We start from the raw sequence: 19003 nt of genomic DNA, 5'->3' as shown, positions 1-19003 counted from the left end.
CATGGAAGCAATGCCGCACGTCGCTGATGCGGCGTGGCGCGGGCAGTTATCTGGCAGACAGGGGCATGGCGCGGTGAAAACATGGATCGTTCTGCAAGAAGTTGCGGAAGATAGTACGATTGTCTTCGTACATTCCAATTGTCATCAACCCTCATTCAACCCCCGCGAGAATCCCAGCCCACGGCAGATCCACGCATCAACGCTTATCAGCACCCAGGAGTCCTTTCATGGCCCGCCATACCCCCATAGAACGCTATCGCAACATTGGTATCTCCGCGCACATCGATGCCGGCAAGACGACCACGACCGAGCGCATCCTGTTCTACACCGGGGTGAGCCACAAGCTGGGCGAGGTGCACGAAGGCGCCGCCATCATGGACTGGATGGAGCAGGAGCAGGAGCGCGGCATCACCATCACCTCGGCGGCCACCACCTGCTTCTGGAAGGGCATGGACGGCCGCTTTGACCAGCACCGCATCAACATCATCGACACCCCGGGCCACGTGGACTTCACCATCGAGGTGGAGCGCTCCATGCGCGTGCTCGACGGCGCCGTCATGGTCTATGACGCCGTGGGCGGCGTGCAGCCGCAGTCAGAGACGGTCTGGCGCCAGGCCAACAAGTACAAGGTGCCGCGCCTGGCCTTCGTCAACAAGATGGACCGCACGGGCGCGGATTTTCTGCGCGTGCGGCAGATGATGATCGACCGCCTCAAGGCCAACCCCGTGCCCATCGTGCTGCCCATTGGCGCAGAGCAGCAGTTCACCGGCGTGGTGGACCTGCTCAAGATGAAGGCCATCATCTGGGACGAGGCCACGCAGGGCATGAAATTCGAGTACCAGGACATTCCCGCAGCCATGGTGGCCGACGCCAGGAAGTGGCGCGAGTCCATGGTGGAGGCGGCTGCCGAGGCCAGCGAAGACCTGATGAACCGCTACCTGGAAGAGGGCGACCTGCCCGAGGCCGACATCCTGCGCGGCCTGCGCCTGCGCACCATTGCGGGCGAGATCCAGCCCATGCTGTGCGGCTCGGCCTTCAAGAACAAGGGTGTGCAGCGCCTGCTGGACGCCGTGGTCGAGCTCATGCCTTCCCCGCTGGAAGTGCCGCCCGTGGAGGGCCACGCCGAAGACGGCTCCATCATCGTGCGCCACGCCGATGACAGCGAGAAGTTCTCTGCCCTGGCCTTCAAGCTGATGACCGACCCCTTCGTGGGCCAGCTCACCTTTGTGCGCGTCTACTCGGGCGTGCTCAACAAGGGTGACAGCGTGCTCAACTCCGTCAAGGACAAGAAGGAGCGCATCGGCCGCATCGTGCAGATGCATGCCAATGAACGCCTGGAGGTCGATGAAATCCACGCCGGCGACATTGCCGCCTGCGTGGGCCTGAAGGACGTGACCACGGGCGAGACCCTGTGCGACCCGTCCGCGCCCATCGTGCTGGAGAAGATGGTCTTCCCCGAGCCCGTCATCGCCCAGGCCGTGGAGCCCAAGTCCAAGGCCGACCAGGAAAAGATGGGCATTGCCCTGTCGCGCCTGGCGGCCGAAGACCCGTCGTTCCGCGTGCGCACCGATGAGGAATCGGGCCAGACCATCATTGCCGGCATGGGCGAGCTGCACCTGGAAATCATCGTGGACCGCATGAAGCGCGAGTTCAACGTGGAAGCCAACGTGGGCAAGCCCCAAGTGGCCTACCGCGAGACCATCCGCAAGAAAGTCACTGATGTGGACGGCAAGTTCGTGCGCCAGTCCGGCGGCAAGGGCCAGTACGGCCACGTGGTCTTCACGGTGGAGCCTCAGGAGCCCGGCAAGGGCTTCGAGTTCGTAGACGCCATCAAGGGCGGCGTGGTGCCGCGCGAGTACATCCCTGCGGTGGAAAAGGGCGTGGTCGAGGCCCTGACTTCCGGTGTGCTGGCCGGCTACCCCGTGGTGGACGTCAAGGTCACGTTGACCTTCGGCTCGTACCACGACGTGGACTCCAACGAAATGGCCTTCAAGATGGCGGCCATCTTCGGGTTCAAGGAAGCGGCGAGAAAGGCCAGCCCCGTCATCCTGGAACCCATGATGGCCGTGGAAGTCGAGACGCCTGAGGACTACGCCGGCACCGTCATGGGCGACCTGTCCTCGCGGCGCGGCATGGTGCAGGGCATGGACGACATGGCCGGCGGCGGCAAGTCCATCAAGGCCGAAGTGCCCCTGTCCGAAATGTTCGGCTACGCCACCTCCCTGCGCTCGCAAACGCAAGGCCGTGCCACCTACTCCATGGAGTTCAAGCACTACGCCGAAGCACCGCGCAACGTGGCCGAGGCGGTGATCAACGCACGGGTCAAGTAAGAGGTGGGAGGGTTGCGGGCAGCTTGCTGCCCCTGACCCCCTCTCACCCCTCCCGTATGCCCACGCCTGCGCCGGGCCGCCTGCGGGGTTGCAGTCCTGCCGAAGGACAGGACTGCTTCGTCAACTGAATCGCCGTGATTGTCTGAACGTAGCGCGCAGCGCGAAGTGAGTTTCACGGCGAACCCCGCAGGCGGCCCGGCGCAGGTTGCCCGCAGCGAAGCGAAGGGACGTGGACATTCGGGTCGCCTTCTTTGATCTGACCTTTCTTGGCGAATCAAGAAAGGGCAGTCGGCCGCCGGGCCGAGACCCGGCCCCGAAAAGCCACCCCCCGGCAGGGGCAAAAAGCGCACCGAACCCACGCCCAACGAAAAACAGCTCCTTGAAGGAGCTGTTTTTCATAAGAGAGGAGAAGCCGAAATCAAGCCTCAGGCTGCTGCTCAGACTCAGCAGTTTCAGCATCAGCGACGGGAGCCGCCTCTCCAGAATCAGACAGCGCCTGCCGCACACCAGCCTTCTCACCAGCCGAAGCAAACTTGCTGTACTTGCCAACGATGCCGACCAGCGCACCATAGATGCGCGGATTGCCCGCCAGGCATTCCTTCTGCTCCAGGAAATCCGCCTCACCCGTGAAGTTGCCGACCAGGCCACCAGCCTCGGTCACCAGCAGGCTGCCGGCGGCCACGTCCCAGATCTGCAGGCCGCTTTCGAAGAAACCGTCGGCAAAGCCGGCTGCCACGTAGGCCAGGTCCAGCGCGGCGGCGCCGGGGCGGCGCACGCCTGCGGTTTCCTGCATCACGTCGCCCAGCATGTTCATGTACTGCTTGAAGTTGTCGCCACGGCGGAAGGGGAAGCCGGTGGAGATCAGGCTGTCCTTGAGCTGGATGCGCTTGGACACGCGGATGCGGCGGTCATTCAGGTAGGCACCGCGGCCGCGCGTGGCCGTGAACAGGTCGTTGCGCGAGGGGTCGTACACCACGGCGTGCTCCACCTTGCCCTTGAAGGACAGGGCAATGCTCACGCAGTACACGGGGAAGCCGTGGATGAAGTTGGTGGTGCCGTCCAGCGGATCGATGATCCAGACGTAGTCGGAGTTCTTGGCGCCGAACTCGTTGCCCGATTCCTCGGCCAGGATGCCGTGGCCCGGGTAGGCGCCCAGCAAGGTTTCGATGATGGCCTGCTCGGCCGCCTTGTCCACCTCGGTCACAAAGTCGTTGACCTGCTTTTGTGCGACACGCACGGATTCCACGTCAAGAGCCGCGCGGTTGATGATGGCGCCGGCGGCGCGTGCGGCCTTGATGGCCACGTTGAGCATGGGATGCAGGTTGGTCGACATAGATTGTGAGGCGTTGGCGGAGCAGCGGCTGTGCAAGGAGAGGACGGTCCTCTCTGGCAAAAGCAGGCTGTTTGACGCGGGTAAGAACGGAAAAAGCCGCGTCCGGCGATGCGGGGCGGCGACAATAGCGCGCAATTTTACCCGCCTTGTCCGTTTTGTGCTGCGCAACCTGTCCCGTCTTGGGGGCTCTGCCGGCGCCGGCAGGCCAGCGACGCCATGAAAACCCGATTCGTACTGATAGAAACCAGCCACGCCGGCAATGTGGGCGCCGCCGCCCGCGCCCTGAAGACCATGGGCTTTGACGACCTGGTGCTGGTGCGCCCGCGCTGGCCCAACGTGCTGCGCAAGGAAGAGACCATCCAGCGGGCCAGCGGCGCGCTGGACGTGCTGGGCAATGCGCGCGTGGTCGAGACGCTGGAGGAGGCGCTGGACGGCATCAGCCACCTGTGCGCCACGGCCATGACGCCGCGCGACTTCGGCCCGCCCACGCGCACGCCGCGCCAGCATTTCGAGCTGCTGCTCAGCGGGGCGCTGGATGTGCTGGCTGCACCCGATGAGGCCGATGCGCCCGATGAAGCGGCGCCGCCCACCGATGCATCCGTGTCCGCACCGGCTCCCGCGCCGCGCTGCAACCAGTCCGGCGTGGCCTTCCTGTTCGGCTGCGAGCGCTTCGGCATGAGCAACGACGATGTCTACCGCAGCGATGTGGCGCTGTCGATTCCGTCCAATCCGCAGTTCGGCTCGCTGAACCTGGGGGCGGCCATCCAGGTGGTGGCCTACGAGTGGCGCCAGGCGCTGGGCGGCTTTCCCGTGGTGGAGCACACGCCCGCGCCGCAGCGCGCCGACGCGGCCCAGGTGGCCGGCATGCTGGGCCATTGGGAGCAGGCGCTGGCGCATATCGGCTTTCTCGATCCGGCTGCGCCCAAGAAGCTCATGCCGCGCCTCAACCAGCTTTTCAACCGCTCGCAACTGACCGCCGAGGAAATCCACATCCTGCGCGGTGTTGCGAAGGCCATGCTGCAGAGCACCCCACCGAAACGCTAGACTGAGCGGCCTTGTCAACAATAACCAGCCCCTAGATGCTTGACCGCCTGCGCTCCGATATCCAGTGCATCCTCGACCGCGACCCTGCGGCACGCAGCACCTGGGAGGTCATCACCTGTTATCCGGGTCTGCATGCGATCTGGCTGCAGCGCCCGGCGCACTGGTGCTGGAACCATGGCCTCAAGTGGCTGGGGCGCTTCATCTCGCACATCGGCCGCTGGTTGACGGGCATCGAGATCCACCCGGGCGCCGTCATCGGCGAGCGCGTGTTCATAGACCACGGCATGGGCGTCGTCATCGGCGAGACGGCCGTGGTCGGCGACGGCTGCACCATCTACCACGGCGTGACCCTTGGCGGCACCTCGCTGTACAAGGGCGCCAAGCGCCATCCCACGCTGGGCCGCGATGTGGTGGTCAGCGCGGGCGCCAAGGTGCTGGGCGGCTTCGAGGTGGGCGACGGTGCCAAGATCGGCAGCAATGCCGTGGTCATCAAGCCCGTGCCCGCAGGCGCCACGGCCGTGGGCATTCCGGCGCGCATCATCGCCAGCAAGAACGGCCACAGCGCCGATGTGACCGAGCACGACCCGGCATCTGCCAAGGCCGAGTCCATCAAGGTCCCGTCGGCCGCCGCGCCCCAGCCTTTCACGGCCTACGGCATCACCCAGGAAATGGACCCCGTGGCCCAGGCCATGCGCGGCCTGAGCGATGGCGCGGCCGCGCACGAGCAGCAGATCGCGCTGCTGTGGGAGGCCATTGCCAAGCTCTCGGCCGGCAGCAAGGTGGGCGACTGCGTGCCCTGCGAGTCCGAGCGCCCGCAGGCCTTCCAGAAGGACAAGATCGACCAGATCATGGGCAAGTAGGCCTGCACAAGATCCCCAAGATCCCCCAAGATCCCCCAAGAAGACCGGAGACTCCGACCAGCATGAACGTTGAACAGGCCTTGCATGCGCGCCGCTCCGTGCGCGCCTTCCTGCCCCAGTCGCCCGATGCGGCGCTGGTGCGCACCCTGATGGAACAGTCGGCCAATGCGGCCTCGGGCGGCAACCTGCAGCCCTGGCGCGTGCTGGCGCTGACGGGCGATCCGCTGCAGCAGCTGCTCACCGCCGTTGCCGAAGCCGAGCCCCAGGACGCCCAGCCCGGCCTGTCCTACCCGCCCAATCTCTGGGAGCCCTACCGCAGCCGGCGCTTTGCCAATGGCGAAGAGCTGTACCAGTCGCTGGGCATTCCGCGCGACGACAAGCCCGCGCGGCTGGAGCAGCTGGCGCGCAACGGCCAGTTCTTCGGCGCGCCCGTGGGCCTGATCGTGGCGGTGGACGAGCGCATGGGCCTGCCGCAATGGGTGGACCTGGGCATCTACCTGCAGTCCTTCATGCTGCTGGCCTGCGCCAATGGCCTGGCGACCTGCGCCCAGGGCTTCTGGCGCCGCTACAACGACGCCGTGACCCAGGCGCTGGCGCTGCCCGAGGGCTACCACGTGGCCTTCGGCATTGCGCTGGGCTACGAGGACAAGAGCGCCCCCATCAACGGCTGGCGCGCCACGCGCGCTCCGCTGGCCGAATGGGGTGCGCTGCGCGGCTTTGACTGACGGCGGCGCATGGCCCCTGGGCAAACCCGCAGGCGATGGGCCGCCAACCATCCTCTATACTTGCCGCTGCTCCGGGGTGTGCTGATGCACTGAGATGCCAACCGGTCCATGCGCTGCATGGGCCAGGCGGCGAACCCGACGAACTTGATCCGGTTGATACCGGCGGAAGAAGAGCGGGACCCTGAAGCGGGGCCGAAGTCAGAGGATGGAAATCCGCCACGGCGGATACACGCAGGGCCGCAACGGCCAGGCAGGCCACCATCCAACGCACATCGGCCCTTGCCAACCAAGGCTGCTCGTGCGCCTTGGCGTGCGTGGCAACCAGGGGCCAAGGCCATACGGCCCTGGCAGGCCCACACTGGCATAGCCCGGTGCGCGGCCTTTGGCACAGCCCAAGGAGTGTCCGGTTCCCGGAGCGTTGTTGATCGACGCTTTGAACGCAAGGAACCCGACATGAACGCTCCCGATTCCATCTTCACCCCCGCAGCCGGCGAAGCTCCAGACGCACAGCGTTTTTCCGACCTGCTGGCGCAGTCGCGCAAGCCGTTCCCGGCCTCCACCAAGAGCTATCTGCAAGGCAGCCTGCACAGCGGCCTCAACGTGCCCGTGCGCGATATCCAGCTGACCAATGGCGAGCAGGTCAGCGTCTATGACACCTCGGGCCCCTACACCGACCCTGCCGTGGCCATCGACGTCCGCAGCGGCCTGCCCGGCGTGCGCAATGCCTGGATCGAGTCGCGCGGCGACAGCGAGTACTACGCCGGCCGCCTGCGGCAGGCCCTGGACGACGGCGGCAAGCGCGGCGAGGAAGACGAGCGCGTGGCCCGCCTGCGGGCCGAGGCCGCATCGCTGCAGCGCCAGCCGCGCCGCGCCAAGAGCGGTGGCAACGTCACCCAGATGCACTACGCGCGCAAGGGCATCATCACGCCCGAGATGGAGTACGTGGCCCTGCGCGAGAACGGCCGCCGCGAATGGATGGCCGAGTACCAGCAGGACGCCGCGCGCGAGGCGCGCCTGGCCGGCAACGGTCTGGGCGCCGCCATCCCCAAGATCATCACGCCCGAATTCGTGCGCGACGAAGTGGCGCGCGGCCGCGCCATCATCCCGGCCAACATCAACCACCCCGAGATCGAGCCCATGGCCATCGGGCGCAACTTCAAGGTCAAGATCAACGCCAACATCGGCAACTCGGCCGTCACCTCCAGCATCGAGGAAGAGGTCGAGAAGCTGGTCTGGGCCATCCGCTGGGGCGCGGACAACGTGATGGACCTGTCCACGGGCAAGAACATCCACACCACGCGCGACTGGATCATCCGCAACTCGCCCGTGCCCATCGGCACCGTGCCCATCTACCAGGCGCTGGAGAAAGTGGGCGGCATCGCCGAGGACCTGACCTGGCCCATCTTCCGCGACACCCTGATCGAGCAGGCCGAGCAGGGCGTGGACTACTTCACCATCCACGCCGGCGTGCGACTGGCCTACATCCACCTCACGGCCCAGCGCCGCACGGGCATCGTCTCGCGCGGCGGCTCCATCATGGCCAAGTGGTGCATGGCCCACCACCGCGAGAGCTTCCTGTACGAGCACTTCGAGGACATCTGCGACATCATGAAGCAGTACGACGTCAGCTTCTCGCTGGGCGACGGCCTGCGCCCCGGCAGCGCCTCGGACGCCAATGACGAAGCCCAGTTCGCCGAACTCAAGACCCTGGGCGAGCTGACCCAACTGGCCTGGAAGCACGACGTGCAGACCATGATCGAAGGCCCCGGCCACGTGCCCATGCACATGATCCAGGCCAACATGACCGAGCAGCTCAAGCACTGCCACGAGGCGCCGTTCTACACCCTGGGCCCGCTGACCATCGACATCGCCCCCGGCTACGACCACATCGCCAGCGCCATCGGCGCGGCCATGATCGGCTGGTTCGGCACCGCCATGCTGTGCTACGTCACGCCCAAGGAACACCTGGGCCTGCCCGACCGCGACGACGTCAAGCAGGGCATCATCGCGTACAAGATCGCCGCCCACGCCGCTGACGTCGCCAAGGGCCACCCCGGCGCCCGCGCCCGCGACGACGCGCTGAGCCAGGCCCGCTTCGACTTCCGCTGGCAGGACCAGTTCAACCTGGGCCTGGACCCCGACACCGCCCAGGCCTACCACGACGAAACCCTGCCCAAGGACAGCGCCAAGGTGGCGCACTTCTGCTCCATGTGCGGCCCCAAGTTCTGCTCCATGAAGATCACCCAGGAAGTGCGCGAATTCGCCGCTGCCAAGGGCGTGGCCGAGCAGGAAGGCATTGCCGCCGGAATGCAGGCCAAGGCCGAGGAATTCAACCGCGCGGGCGGAGAGTTCTATATCCCCATCGTGGAGGCCAGCAGCGATACGACGGCGCGTTGATCGCGCGGCATTGAGCCGATCCGGGCTGCGTGCAATGCGCGGCCCGGTGGCCGCCGTGGATGGCGCGGCGGCCTTTCCTTGGGAAAACACCTAGCGGTCCGTGATGGCTGAGGATCAGTCCGTTGCCGAATCGTTTATCTCCAGTCCCCTTCTCCCGCCGAGAATTCCATGGCCAGCCGTTGCCGGCGTTGCCCCGCAGGCTTCGCAGGCACAAGAACAAGAACGCGCTGACTGTACGGCCGCAGTTTTTACGCGTGGCGGCAAGGATTTCAGTACGCCCTGGCCTTAGTGGCGAGGGCTTTCGCCAACTGGCAATCGGGAGGAGGAGACGACATGGCTAGAAGAACCATTCAATGGCTGGGCACGGCGCTTGCATTGGGCACGGCCCTGGCGGCCCAGGCCCAGAGTTCTGTCACGCTCTACGGGCGTGTGGTCGCGGGGGTGGACTACCAGAACAATGTGTACGACCCGGCCACGGGCGGCTCTGGCAATCTGTGGCGGGCCGTGGGCAACCAGTGGGGCACGAGCATGCTGGGTTTCAAGGGGGAGGAGGACCTGGGCGGCGGGCTGCACGCGCTGTTCACGCTGGAGTCGGGCTTCAGCATCGACGATGCCAGGTTCAACGGCGCAGGTTTCTTCAACCGCCGCACCTTCGTGGGCCTGCGCAGCGGCTGGGGCACGCTGAAGCTGGGCAAGGACCTGTCGATCTCGGATGCGCACTGGGCGCTGGACCCCACGGGCCAGCAGTTCATCGGCTCGGCCACGCTGGTTCGGGGGCGCAACTGGGGCGGGCATGACAACATGATCTCGTACGAAACGCCCAGCTGGGGCGGCCTGCGCGTGCTGGCGCTGACCGGCCTGGGCGAGCAGCCGCAGGGCGCATCGCGGCTGCGCAAGGATGCGCTGTCGGTGTCCTATACCGCGCCCACGTTCGAGTTGCGCGCCATCTACGATGTGGCCCGCGATGCCAATGGCCGCTTCAGCGATCTGTACACCACATCCCGCAACCTGACGCTGGGCGGCACGGTGACGCTGTCCGCGCTCAAGCTGTTCGCGGGCTATGAGCAGCTGTCCGCGCCCGACAGCGCGGCTGGCGTGCCCAACAAGGCGCGGCAGTACTGGATGGGCGCGCGCTACAAGGTGTCAGGCCCGCTGACGCTGATCGGGGCGGGCTACCGCACCACGGTCAACAACGGCGGCGGCAGCGCCAACCTGTTCATGGCGGGCGCCGACTACGCGCTGTCCAGGCGCACGCTGCTGTACGCCAGCGTGGGCAATGTGCGCAATGGCGGCAATGCGAACTTTTCGGTGGAGACCACCAACAACAACCCGGCGCCGGGCGGCAGCCAGACCGGCCTGTACCTGGGCATGGCGCATTCGTTCTGATCGGGGCGGGGCACTTTGGCGGAGGTTGCCGGCCCTTGCTCAAGGGGCTTGCCATCCGCCGCCCAGCACCTTGTTGATCGTCACCTGGTTTTGCAGTTGCGCCAGGTGCAGGGCCGACAGGGCCAGCTGTGCGTTGCGGCTGCGCTCCTGCGCATCCAGCCAGGTGCGCAGGGGTACCTGGCCTGCGCGGTAGCGTGCCTCGTACAGGCGGGTGATTTCTGCCGATTCCTGCATGACGCGCTGCTGTGCCTGTTCCTGGCTGGCCAGCTCGGTGCGGGCGGACAGGGCTTTTTCCGTTTCCGCCAGCGCGGCGTACAGCGACTTGCGGAAGTTGACCACGGCCTCTTCATGCTGGTTGCGCGCAATGGCGGTGTTCAGCCGCATCTCGCCCACGTTCAGAAAAGGCAGGGTCATGCTGGCGCCCAGGGCCGCCACGGGGTTGGCCAGCAGGTCGAGCAGCGAGTTGCTGGAGCCCCCCAGGCTGCCGGTCAGCGACAGCGTGGGGTAGTAGCGCGCGGTGGCCGCATCGCTGCTGGCCAGGGAGGCGCGCAGCCGCAGTTCGGCGGCGCGCAGGTCGGGGCGGCGGCCCAGCAGTTCGGCGGGCAGTCCTGCGGCAATGGCAGGCAGCGCGCCCGTGGGCAGGGCCTGCGGCTCGCCACCGGGTGCCTCGGCGCCCAGGAGCAGCTCGTTGAGCGCCTGCCGCAGTTCGGCGCGGGCTTGCGTGTACTGGCTGAGCAGCGCCTGCTGCTCGGCCAGCGCCTGCCGGGCCTCGCGCCGTTCCAGGCTGGATACGGCGCCGCTGCGGTACTGCGCCTCCACCAGCTCGCCGGTGCGGCGTGTGTACTCCAGGCTTTGCCGCGCAAATTCCAGGCGCTCGTTGGCCAGGGCCAGTTGCCAGTACAGGCTGGCGGTGGTGGCCGCCAGGGACAGGGCCACGGCCTGCCTGTCCTGCTCGCTGGCCTGGGCCTCGAAGACGGCCGCATCGCGCAGGGCACCCAGGCGGTCGAACAGGTCCAGCTCCCAGCCCACGCTCAGCGTGGCGCTGGACGTCTCCAGCGTGCTGCGCGGGCTGCCGGACAGCGGCCGGCTGGCCCCGGTGCTGAGCGTGCCGCCGGGTTGCGGCAGCAGGGCGCGGCCCGCCAGCTGCGCCTGCAGCGCGGCGCGGCGCACGCGGATGCCTGCCGTTGCCAGGTCGGGGTTGCGCGCAAGGGCCATGTCGATCCATGCATCCAGGCGCGGATCGCCGAAGGCGCGCCACCATGCCTCGGGCGCAGGCGCGGCCGCCGATGGCTGCGCATGCTCGAACTGTGCGGGCAGCGCCACCTGCGGCGCCTCGTAGGTTGTGCGCGTGATGGCGCCGCAGCCGGCCAGGGCCACTGCGCATGCCAGCACGCCGGTCTTCAGCATATGCATGTCAATCTCTCGATAGAGCCTGTACGGGGTCGAGGCGCGCAGCACTGCGCGCCGGCAGGAAGCCGAAGCCGATCCCGATGAGGGAGGAGCAGGCCACGGCCAGCACGATGGAGGCGGCCGAGAACGACAGCTGGAAGCTGCTGCCGGACAGGCTGACGGCCAGCCCCAGGCCCAGCGCCAGCGACACGCCCAGGATGCCGCCCACGATGCAGACCAGCACGGCTTCGATCAGGAACTGCTGCAGGATGTCCGACTGGCGCGCGCCGATGGCCATGCGCACGCCGATCTCGCGCGTGCGCTCGGTCACCGACACCAGCATGATGTTCATCACGCCGATGCCGCCCACCAGCAGCGCGATCATGGCGATGGCCGAGACCAGCAGCGTCAGCGTGGTGCTGGTGCGCGTGATGGCCTGGCGGATCTGGTCGGAGTTCCAGATGAAGAAGTCCTTGGTGCCATGGCGCTCGGTCAGCAGGCTGGTGGCGGCCTTTTGCGCGATCTCGGCCGGCACCGCGTCCTTGATGCGCAGCGTGATGCTGTCCAGGTGGTACTTGCCGACCAGGCGCGTGGCGGCTGCGGTGTAGGGCACGAAGAAGGTGGGCGTGGAGCCGCCGAAGCTGTTTTGCGCAGGCCGGAGCACGCCGACGATTTCCACGGGCATCTGGCCCAGGAGCACGACCTCGCCCAGCGGACTGGGATTGGTGGGGAACAGGGCGGTGGCGGTCTTCTGGTCGATCACCGCCACCTGGGCGTGCAGGTCCACGTCGCGCTGGTCGAAGAAGCGGCCCGATGCCAGGCGCAGGCCGCGCACGCGAAAGTGCTCGAAGCCCACGCCCGTCACCTGGGCCGTGGCCGCGTTCTCGCGGTACAGCGCCGTGACGCCGACCGACACATTGGGCGTGGCGCTGTCCACGTAGGGCTGCTCGGCCAGGGCCTGGGCGTCGGCGGCGACCAGGGTCTCGATGGCGGCCGCGCGCGTGTCGCCGAAGTCCTTGCCGGGGAAGATGTCCAGCGTGTTCGTGCCCAGCTCGCTGATCTGGTTCATCACCTGCTGCTGCGCACCGCGCCCCAGCGCCACCACCGAGACCACGGCCGAGATGCCGATGATGATGCCCAGCATGGTCAGGAAGGTGCGCAGGCGGTGGGCGTTCATGGCGCGCAGGGCCATGCGCAGGGCCTCGCCAAAGCGGTCCGACAGTCCGCGCCAGGAGGCCCGGCGCGCGCCGGATGCCGGCTCCACGGGCGGCCTGGCTTCGTGCGGGGTGCTGCGCCGGTCGGCAATGATGGCGCCGTCGCTGATCTCGATCACGCGCGTGGCGTGGGCGGCGACGGCCATGTCGTGCGTGACCAGGATGATGGTGTGGCCGTCGGCATGCAGCTCCTGCAGGATGCGCATGACCTGCTCGCCGCTGGCCTTGTCCAGCGCGCCCGTTGGCTCGTCGGCCAGGATGACGGCGCCGCCGTTCATCAGCGCACGCGCAATGGACACGCGCTGCTGCTGCCCGCCCGACAGCTGGCCCGGCCGGTGCTGCATGCGGTCGGCCAGGCCCAGGCGTTCGAGCAGGGCGGCCGAGCGCGCATGCCGCTCGCCGGCCGGTGTGGCCGCGTAGACGGCGGGCAGCTCCACATTGCCCTGGGCCGTGAGGTCGGGCAGCAGGTGGTAGCGCTGGAAGATGAAGCCGAAGTGCTCGCGCCGCAGCGCGGCCAGCGCGTCGGGCCCCAGCTCGCTGGTCTCGCGGCCCGCGATGCGGTAGCTGCCCGAGGTCGGATGGTCCAGGCAGCCGAGGATGTTCATCAGCGTGGACTTGCCCGAGCCCGAGGCGCCGACGATGGCCACCATCTCGCCGGCCTCGATGGTCAGGTCTATGTCCTTGAGTACCGCCACCGTGGTGTCGCCCGCAGGAAACTCCCGGCGCAGGCCCTGCATCTGCAGCAATGCATGGTCCATGCTTACATTCCCATCGGGTCGCTGCCGGCCGGCTTGCCGCCGGGGCTGGCCTCGCCGATCACCACCTGCTCGCCGGGCTCCAGCCCCGACAGCACCTGGGCCTGGGCGTTGGTGCGCAGGCCCACGCGCACCTTGCGCTCGGTGACCTGGCCCTGGGCATCGCGCACGCGCACGCTGTAGTTGTCGTCGGCATCGCGGCTGCCCAGCGCGGCGGCCGGCATGAGCACGGCCTTGTCGGCCTGGGCCACGCGCACGGTGACCTGGGCGGTCATGGAGGGGCGCAGCTTGCCTTCCGGGTTGGGCACGTCGAACTGGGCGTTGTAGTAGATGGCCTTGGCGGCCTGGGCGCCGGTGGCGGTCGCTGCGCCAGCGGTGGCGTCCGTGGCGATGGAGGCGGGCGCAGGCTCTATGCGCTCGATCGTGGCGGTGTGGCGCTGGCGGCCGCTGCCCAGCGTGGTGAACCAGGCCGTCTGGCCCAGCTGGATCTTGTCCACGTCGGCCTCGGCAATCTCGGCGCGCACAGTCATCACGTCGAGCTTGGCCAGCATGACGATGGTGGGCGTGGTCTGGAAGGAGTTCAGGGTCTGGCCCTGCTTGGTGACCACCGCCACGATCACGCCGTCCATGGGCGCGACGATGCGGGTGTAGCCCAGGTTGATGCGCTCGGTCTCCACCTGGGTGCGTGCCTGCTCGATCTGTGCCTGAAGGGCGCCGACATCGGCCAGCGCGGTGTCCAGCGCAGCCTTGGCGGCTTCATGGTCGGCGCGCGAGGTGGCGTCGGCCTGCAGCAGTTCCTGCTGGCGCTGGAAGGTGAGCCGGGCCTGGACGAGGGCCGCGCGCCGCGCGGCCAGCTGGGCCTGCAAGGCGGTGACGGATGCCTCGGCATTGCGCAGCTTGATGCGCTGCGGCTGGGCATCGACTTCGGCGATCAGTTCGCCGGCCTTGACCTTCTGGCCCAGCTCCACGTGCAGGCGCCGGACCTGGCCCGAGACCTGGGCGCCCACGGCCACCAGTTCCTTGGGGTGCAGCCGGCCCACGGCCAGCACGGTCTGCTCCAGGTCGCCGACGGTGACGGGTGCGGTTGCGAATTGGGTGGAGGGCTTGGCACTGGCCTTCCACCACACCAGGCCTGCGACCATGCATGCGCCTGCGACGGCGACCATGGCCCATTTGCGATTGAACTTCATTCTTCCCCTGCCGCGCGGTCGGCCGCAGGGGAGACAGTCCCTGCCCGGCGCCGCGCCAGATGCTCGAACTTACCAGTCTGGCGCGGTTCGATGTCCCGGCATTGACCAAGGCATGGAGATTCAGTGGAGAGCAGGCCTGGGATACGCCTGAAACCTCGCAACTCTGTCTTATGGCGGGGACATGTTGACCCCCCAGCCGCAAATCAGGGACACCGAGGAAGGGCCGCCCCGCCCCGAGGGTGTCGTCCCCCTCTGGGGGAAGCGGCGAAGCCGCTCAGGGGGAGCGATGTTTACCGCCAATATTGGCACTTGCTCTCGGCCTTGGTGGTCCAGACCTGCTCGGCCGGCAGCTTCTTGACCAGCTTGTAGTAGTCCCAGGTGCCCTTGGATTCGGCCGGGGATTTCACTTCCATCAGGTACATGTCGTGCACGTAGCGGCCGTCCTCGCGCAGGTAGCCGCTGCCGAAGAAGTCGTCCATCTTCATGCCGCGCCAGGTGGCCATGACCTTGTCGGCATCCAGCGTGCCGGCCTTTTCCACGGCCTTGAGCCAGTTCATGGTGGCCGAGTAGTCGGCCGCATGGATTTCGCTGGGGCGGCGCTGGGTCTTGGCCATGAAGGCGTCGGCGAACTTGCGCGAGGCATCGTTCATGTCCCAGTACCAGCTGGTGGTGAACTGCATGCCCTGCGTGTTCTTCAGGCCCAGGCTGTGCACGTCGGTGAAGAACACCAGCAGGCCGGCCAGCTTCATGTCCTTGGTCACGCCGAATTCGCGCGCTGCCTTGATGGAGTTGATGGTGTCGCCACCCGCGTTGGCCAGGCCCAGGATCTGGGCCTTGGAGTTCTGCGCCTGCAGCATGAAGCTGGAGAAATCGCTGGCGTTCAGCGGCGTCTTGACCGAGCCCAGCACCTTGCCGCCGCGCGCCTCGATGATCTTGGTGGTATCGGCCTCCAGCGCATGGCCGAAGGCATAGTCGGCGGTCACGAAGTACCAGCTCTTGCCGCCGGCCTCCACCACGGCCGCGCCCGTGCCCTTGGCCAGGGCCACGGTGTCGAAGGCGTAGTGCACGGTGTAGGGGCTGCACTGCTCGTTGGTCAGCGCCGAGCTGCCCGCGCCGTTGTCGATGAAGACCCGCTTTTTCTCCTGCGCCACCTTGGCCATGGACAGGGCCGTGGCCGAGTTCGTGCCGCCAAACACCAGGCTGATGCCCTGCGTGTCGATCCACTCGCGCGCCTTGCTGGCGGCAATGTCGGCCTTGTTCTGGTGGTCGGCCGTCAGCAGCTCGATGGGCTTGCCCAGCAGCTTGCCGCCGTAGTCGTCGATGGCCATCTGTATCGCCACGGCGCCGTTCTTGCCCTCGACATCGGCATAGAGACTGGACATGTCGGTGATGAAGCCGATCCGAACCTTGTCCTGCTGCGCCAGGGCCGGCGTTGCCAGTGCGGCGGCGCACAGTGCCAGGGCCAGCGGTGTCATCAGCGATGTCTTGGGGCGTTGCTGCATGAAGTCTCCTTGCTTTGGATGGAAAAAGCCCGCTGCTGTTGCGCAGGGGCCGGGGTGATTCCATGCTGGCAGGGACAGGGGCCTGCCGCATTGGGGCAAGCACGGGCTTGGTGGCCCCGGTGCGACAGTACAGCCGCTCATCCTTGCAACGTGGCCGGCCCGTTGATTGATCGCCGTGCGCTGCGCATCCCGGCCGTGGCTTGTGCGCGCGTCAGGACCTGCTTTTCCGTTCCGTGACCTGGGAATGCGAAAGCACTGGACTTGATTTAATTTGTCTGGAAAAACAATCAAAAATTCAGGTTTTGCTTAGAATAATGGACAAATGAAATCGCCAGAAAAGTCCACCCTTCTTCAGCGCCAACTGCTTTTGCAGTTCGGTGACCGGCTCAAGCGTCTGCGCAAGGAGCAGGGGCTGGGCACGGTCGAGATGGCCTCGCGCGTAGGCATATCCCGCAGCACGCTCGCTGCAGTCGAGTCCGGCGATCCCGGGCCATCCATGGGCACGTACCTGCGAGTCATGTCGGAACTGGGCATAGGGGGAGAATTGGCATTGCTGGCGGGCGACGCCCTGCAGCCCGCGCCCGCAGGAACTGCCGCAGCCCGTTCGCGCCATGCCAGGCCCGTCGTAGAGGTTCTGGTGCGTGCGCAGGATGCGCGCCATGAAGTGCAGGATCTGCAAAGCCTCGCATTGCATGAAGAAGCCGTGCGCCTTGTGCGATCTGACCCGGCATTGCTGCAGCAGGCACAGGACACGTTGGAGAGGTGGTTGAGCCAGGGGGATTCGCATTCCGCCAGCCTGTGGAGGCAGTGGCAGGATGTCTTGCAAAATGGCCGCTGGCGCACCATCCTGGCCCGCACGCGAAGGGCCCAGGAACTGCGCCAGGCCTCGCCCCTGACATCGGTGCTGCCCGAACAGGTGCGCCAGCAGATACTGGCGCAGGTGGGGGATCTCAAGCGGGGCGTTGCATTGGGAGATACAGGGCGGGCCTATGAACCGAGAGGATCTTGAGCACATCATTCGTGCGAGCGGGGATGTGACGAATGAGTATGAATTCGTCATCGTGGGAAGTCAGGCAATCCTGGGCTCCATCCCGTATCCCGAGCCGGTTTTCAAGATGTCCGCAGAGGCGGACATCTATCCGCTCAACGCTCCGGATCTGGCGGACCGGATCGACGGATCCATTGGCTAAGGCTCTCGCTTCCACGAGTCCAATGGCTACTACGCGCAGGGCGTGGGCCCGGACACGGCAGTGCTTGCCTCAGGCTGGCAAAACCGGCTGCACCGTATCCAGAACGGCAATACCAACGATCGCGTCGGCTATTGCCTTGATGTGCTGGATCTCTTTCTCTCCAAGGCCCAGGCGGGGCGCGACAAGGACCGGGTGTTTTGCATGGCACTGATGGAGCATGGCCATGTACAGGTCGATGCGGCACTGAAACTGGCAAGCAGCATGCCGTTGGGTGATGACGGCAAACGGCAATTGCGGACCCGGATTCAGCGCTGGTTCAAGGGGCTGAAAAAATAAAAAGCAGCCCGCAGGCTGCTTGTCGATTGCCGTGTCCGCGCGATCAGGCCGCAGGTCGCGCGGTGCGCACTGCGCTCTTGGGGCGGAACGCCTTGCAGACGCTGTCGTCCGTTTCCAGATAGGGCCCGCCGATCAGGTCAACGCAATAGGGCACGGCCGCAAAGATGCCGTTGACCTTTTGCGTGCCATCGGGGTTTTTCAGGCCTTCCAGGGTTTCGGCAATGGCCTTGGGCTGGCCCGGCAGGTTGATGATCAGGCTCTTGCCACGGATCACCGCCACCTGGCGCGACAGGATCGCCGTGGGCACAAAGGCCAGGCTGATCTGGCGCATCTGCTCGCCAAAGCCCGGCATTTCCTTGTCGGCCACGGCCAGCGTGGCTTCGGGCGTGACATCGCGCGGGGCGGGGCCGGTGCCGCCCGTGGTCAGCACCAGGCAGCAGCCTGCATCGACCAGCTCGATCAGCGTGGCGCTGATGCCTGCCTGCTCGTCGGGGATCAGGCGCGGCTCGAACGTGATGGGGTTCCTGAGCGCGCGGGTGAGCCAGTCCTGCAGGGCCGGCAGGCCCTTGTCCTCATAGACGCCGCTGCTGGCACGGTCGCTGATCGAGACGATGCCGATGCGCACGGCGTCATGGACGGGCTCACTCATCGTCAGCTTCCTCGCCAGCGCCGTCACCGTCCTCGGCTGTCTCGCGGCCCGTGCCGCCCAACTGCTGGCGCACCAACTGGAACAGATCGCGGTAGGCGCGGCCCTTGCGCTGGGCCAGGCCGGTGGATTCCTGCACATTGGCCTCATGGGCGCCCGGCATGTCCTTGCGGGCCTGGCGGATCAGGGCGCGCAGCTGCTGGGTGTCTGTGTCGGGGAAATGGTCCAGCCAGATGGACAGGGCCGATTCCTCGGCAATCAGGCGGTCGCGCCATTGCTCGGCCGCATGCAGGGCCATCTTCTCGGCGGCCGATCCGTTGTGCTGCTCGTCCAGTGCGGCGCGCACGGCGGCGATCTCGGTCTCGTCCAGCTTGCGCATGAGCTTGCCGACGTACTGCATCTGGCGGCGCTTGCCTTCGAAATTGGTGATGCGCTTGGCCTCGGCCAGGGCATCGGCCAGCTGGTCGGGCAATTGCAGGCGCTTGAACAGGTCGGAGCGCAGCGTCAGCAAATCCTTGCCGAGGTCCTGCAAGGCGTCGGACTCGCGCTTGAGATCCGTCTTGCTGGAGTCGGGGGTGCCTTTGAGTTCGGCCTTGAGCTGCAGGTCGAGTTCGCTGCCTTCGGCAACGAAGTGACCTTTGACGTAGTAGCCTTTTTTGGGTTTGCGTGACATGGGGTAGGGGACAAATACAGTGGCGGCGCGGAG

16 protein-coding genes and 1 riboswitch are annotated in these 19003 nt (G+C 66.7%); of the genes, 9 read left to right on the top strand and 7 right to left on the bottom strand.

The features are described 5' to 3' along the window. Positions 1-227: 227 nt before the first annotated feature. Positions 228-2330, top strand: coding sequence for an elongation factor G (gene fusA / locus ACF8NF_RS24380; protein WP_047219361.1), 2103 nt, complete (start codon positions 228-230; stop codon positions 2328-2330). Positions 2331-2748: 418 nt separating this feature from the next. On the opposite strand, the gene ACF8NF_RS24375 is transcribed toward fusA, so the two are convergent. Further along, positions 2749-3663, bottom strand: a complete 915-nt coding sequence (locus tag ACF8NF_RS24375; RefSeq protein WP_016449664.1) for an inositol monophosphatase family protein — start codon at positions 3661-3663, stop codon at positions 2749-2751. Between the two features lie 216 nt (positions 3664-3879). Here ACF8NF_RS24375 and ACF8NF_RS24370 point away from each other — a divergent pair, with 216 nt between their 5' ends. The 5 genes from ACF8NF_RS24370 to ACF8NF_RS24350 all read left to right on the top strand — a co-directional run bounded on the left by ACF8NF_RS24370 (position 3880) and on the right by ACF8NF_RS24350 (position 10075). Next, positions 3880-4707, top strand: a complete 828-nt coding sequence (locus ACF8NF_RS24370) for an RNA methyltransferase (protein WP_088166809.1) — start codon at positions 3880-3882, stop codon at positions 4705-4707. A gap of 35 nt (positions 4708-4742) precedes the next feature. After that, positions 4743-5567 carry a serine O-acetyltransferase gene (gene cysE, locus ACF8NF_RS24365; RefSeq protein ID WP_046984061.1) on the top strand — a complete coding sequence of 275 codons (825 nt, stop codon included), beginning with the start codon at positions 4743-4745 and terminating at the stop codon, positions 5565-5567. A 62-nt stretch (positions 5568-5629) separates the two neighbouring features. Further along, complete coding sequence (locus ACF8NF_RS24360; RefSeq protein ID WP_392451416.1) at positions 5630-6292, top strand: nitroreductase; 663 nt, start codon at positions 5630-5632, stop codon at positions 6290-6292. Between the two features lie 62 nt (positions 6293-6354). Continuing rightward, a riboswitch (TPP riboswitch) is annotated at positions 6355-6480 on the top strand. 265 nt (positions 6481-6745) lie between these two features. Then, the gene (gene thiC / locus ACF8NF_RS24355; protein WP_392451415.1) at positions 6746-8689 is read left to right on the top strand and encodes a phosphomethylpyrimidine synthase ThiC; all 1944 of its coding nucleotides are present in this window, start codon (positions 6746-6748) and stop codon (positions 8687-8689) included. A 333-nt stretch (positions 8690-9022) separates the two neighbouring features. Next, positions 9023-10075 (top strand): porin, encoded by a 1053-nt coding sequence (locus ACF8NF_RS24350; protein ID WP_392451414.1) that lies wholly within the window; start codon positions 9023-9025, stop codon positions 10073-10075. A 39-nt stretch (positions 10076-10114) separates the two neighbouring features. On the opposite strand, the gene ACF8NF_RS24345 is transcribed toward ACF8NF_RS24350, so the two are convergent. The 4 genes from ACF8NF_RS24345 to ACF8NF_RS24330 form a co-directional block, all read right to left on the bottom strand. Next, on the bottom strand, positions 10115-11488 hold the full coding sequence (locus ACF8NF_RS24345) for an efflux transporter outer membrane subunit (RefSeq protein WP_392451413.1): 1374 nt from the start codon (positions 11486-11488) through the stop codon (positions 10115-10117). Between the two features lies 1 nt (position 11489). Then, positions 11490-13436 carry a MacB family efflux pump subunit gene (locus ACF8NF_RS24340; protein WP_047469851.1) on the bottom strand — a complete coding sequence of 649 codons (1947 nt, stop codon included), beginning with the start codon at positions 13434-13436 and terminating at the stop codon, positions 11490-11492. Between the two features lie 2 nt (positions 13437-13438). After that, positions 13439-14623, bottom strand: coding sequence for an efflux RND transporter periplasmic adaptor subunit (locus tag ACF8NF_RS24335; protein ID WP_047218729.1), 1185 nt, complete (start codon positions 14621-14623; stop codon positions 13439-13441). Between the two features lie 290 nt (positions 14624-14913). After that, a complete protein-coding gene (locus ACF8NF_RS24330) occupies positions 14914-16125 on the bottom strand; it encodes an ABC transporter substrate-binding protein (protein ID WP_016449656.1) in 1212 nt (403 codons plus the stop codon). Between the two features lie 322 nt (positions 16126-16447). Here ACF8NF_RS24330 and ACF8NF_RS24325 point away from each other — a divergent pair, with 322 nt between their 5' ends. Genes ACF8NF_RS24325 through ACF8NF_RS24315 form a run of 3 tightly spaced genes read left to right on the top strand, consistent with a single transcriptional unit; the run spans position 16448 to position 17651 of the window. Next, a complete protein-coding gene (locus tag ACF8NF_RS24325; RefSeq protein ID WP_392451412.1) occupies positions 16448-17134 on the top strand; it encodes a helix-turn-helix transcriptional regulator in 687 nt (228 codons plus the stop codon). After that, a complete protein-coding gene (locus ACF8NF_RS24320; RefSeq protein ID WP_249343581.1) occupies positions 17115-17315 on the top strand; it encodes a hypothetical protein in 201 nt (66 codons plus the stop codon). Before ACF8NF_RS24325 ends, ACF8NF_RS24320 begins: the two co-directional genes overlap by 20 nt. Positions 17316-17357: 42 nt before the next feature. Then, the gene (locus ACF8NF_RS24315; protein ID WP_310037785.1) at positions 17358-17651 is read left to right on the top strand and encodes a hypothetical protein; all 294 of its coding nucleotides are present in this window, start codon (positions 17358-17360) and stop codon (positions 17649-17651) included. A gap of 43 nt (positions 17652-17694) precedes the next feature. On the opposite strand, the gene mog is transcribed toward ACF8NF_RS24315, so the two are convergent. Further along, the gene (gene mog / locus ACF8NF_RS24310) at positions 17695-18300 is read right to left on the bottom strand and encodes a molybdopterin adenylyltransferase (RefSeq protein WP_016449653.1); all 606 of its coding nucleotides are present in this window, start codon (positions 18298-18300) and stop codon (positions 17695-17697) included. After that, on the bottom strand, positions 18293-18970 hold the full coding sequence (yjgA, locus tag ACF8NF_RS24305) for a ribosome biogenesis factor YjgA (protein ID WP_016449652.1): 678 nt from the start codon (positions 18968-18970) through the stop codon (positions 18293-18295). The genes mog and yjgA overlap by 8 nt, the downstream gene beginning before the upstream one ends. Positions 18971-19003: the final 33 nt, after the last annotated feature.

Source organism: Delftia sp. WSY_22 (assembly GCF_043104185.1).
GTDB lineage: Bacteria > Pseudomonadota > Gammaproteobacteria > Burkholderiales > Burkholderiaceae_C > Comamonas > Comamonas tsuruhatensis.
Note: the sequence above shows the minus strand (reverse complement) of the source record. Positions and strands in the feature narration are given on the sequence as shown.

Coding starts and splice junctions, on each gene's coding strand:
- fusA (WP_047219361.1), top strand. CDS start 228: ATGGCCCGCCATACCCCCATAGAACGCTATCGCAACATTGGTATCTCC.
- ACF8NF_RS24375 (WP_016449664.1), bottom strand. CDS start 3,663: ATGTCGACCAACCTGCATCCCATGCTCAACGTGGCCATCAAGGCCGCA.
- ACF8NF_RS24370 (WP_088166809.1), top strand. CDS start 3,880: ATGAAAACCCGATTCGTACTGATAGAAACCAGCCACGCCGGCAATGTG.
- cysE (WP_046984061.1), top strand. CDS start 4,743: ATGCTTGACCGCCTGCGCTCCGATATCCAGTGCATCCTCGACCGCGAC.
- ACF8NF_RS24360 (WP_392451416.1), top strand. CDS start 5,630: ATGAACGTTGAACAGGCCTTGCATGCGCGCCGCTCCGTGCGCGCCTTC.
- thiC (WP_392451415.1), top strand. CDS start 6,746: ATGAACGCTCCCGATTCCATCTTCACCCCCGCAGCCGGCGAAGCTCCA.
- ACF8NF_RS24350 (WP_392451414.1), top strand. CDS start 9,023: ATGGCTAGAAGAACCATTCAATGGCTGGGCACGGCGCTTGCATTGGGC.
- ACF8NF_RS24345 (WP_392451413.1), bottom strand. CDS start 11,488: ATGCATATGCTGAAGACCGGCGTGCTGGCATGCGCAGTGGCCCTGGCC.
- ACF8NF_RS24340 (WP_047469851.1), bottom strand. CDS start 13,436: ATGGACCATGCATTGCTGCAGATGCAGGGCCTGCGCCGGGAGTTTCCT.
- ACF8NF_RS24335 (WP_047218729.1), bottom strand. CDS start 14,623: ATGAAGTTCAATCGCAAATGGGCCATGGTCGCCGTCGCAGGCGCATGC.
- ACF8NF_RS24330 (WP_016449656.1), bottom strand. CDS start 16,125: ATGCAGCAACGCCCCAAGACATCGCTGATGACACCGCTGGCCCTGGCA.
- ACF8NF_RS24325 (WP_392451412.1), top strand. CDS start 16,448: ATGAAATCGCCAGAAAAGTCCACCCTTCTTCAGCGCCAACTGCTTTTG.
- ACF8NF_RS24320 (WP_249343581.1), top strand. CDS start 17,115: ATGAACCGAGAGGATCTTGAGCACATCATTCGTGCGAGCGGGGATGTG.
- mog (WP_016449653.1), bottom strand. CDS start 18,300: ATGAGTGAGCCCGTCCATGACGCCGTGCGCATCGGCATCGTCTCGATC.
- yjgA (WP_016449652.1), bottom strand. CDS start 18,970: ATGTCACGCAAACCCAAAAAAGGCTACTACGTCAAAGGTCACTTCGTT.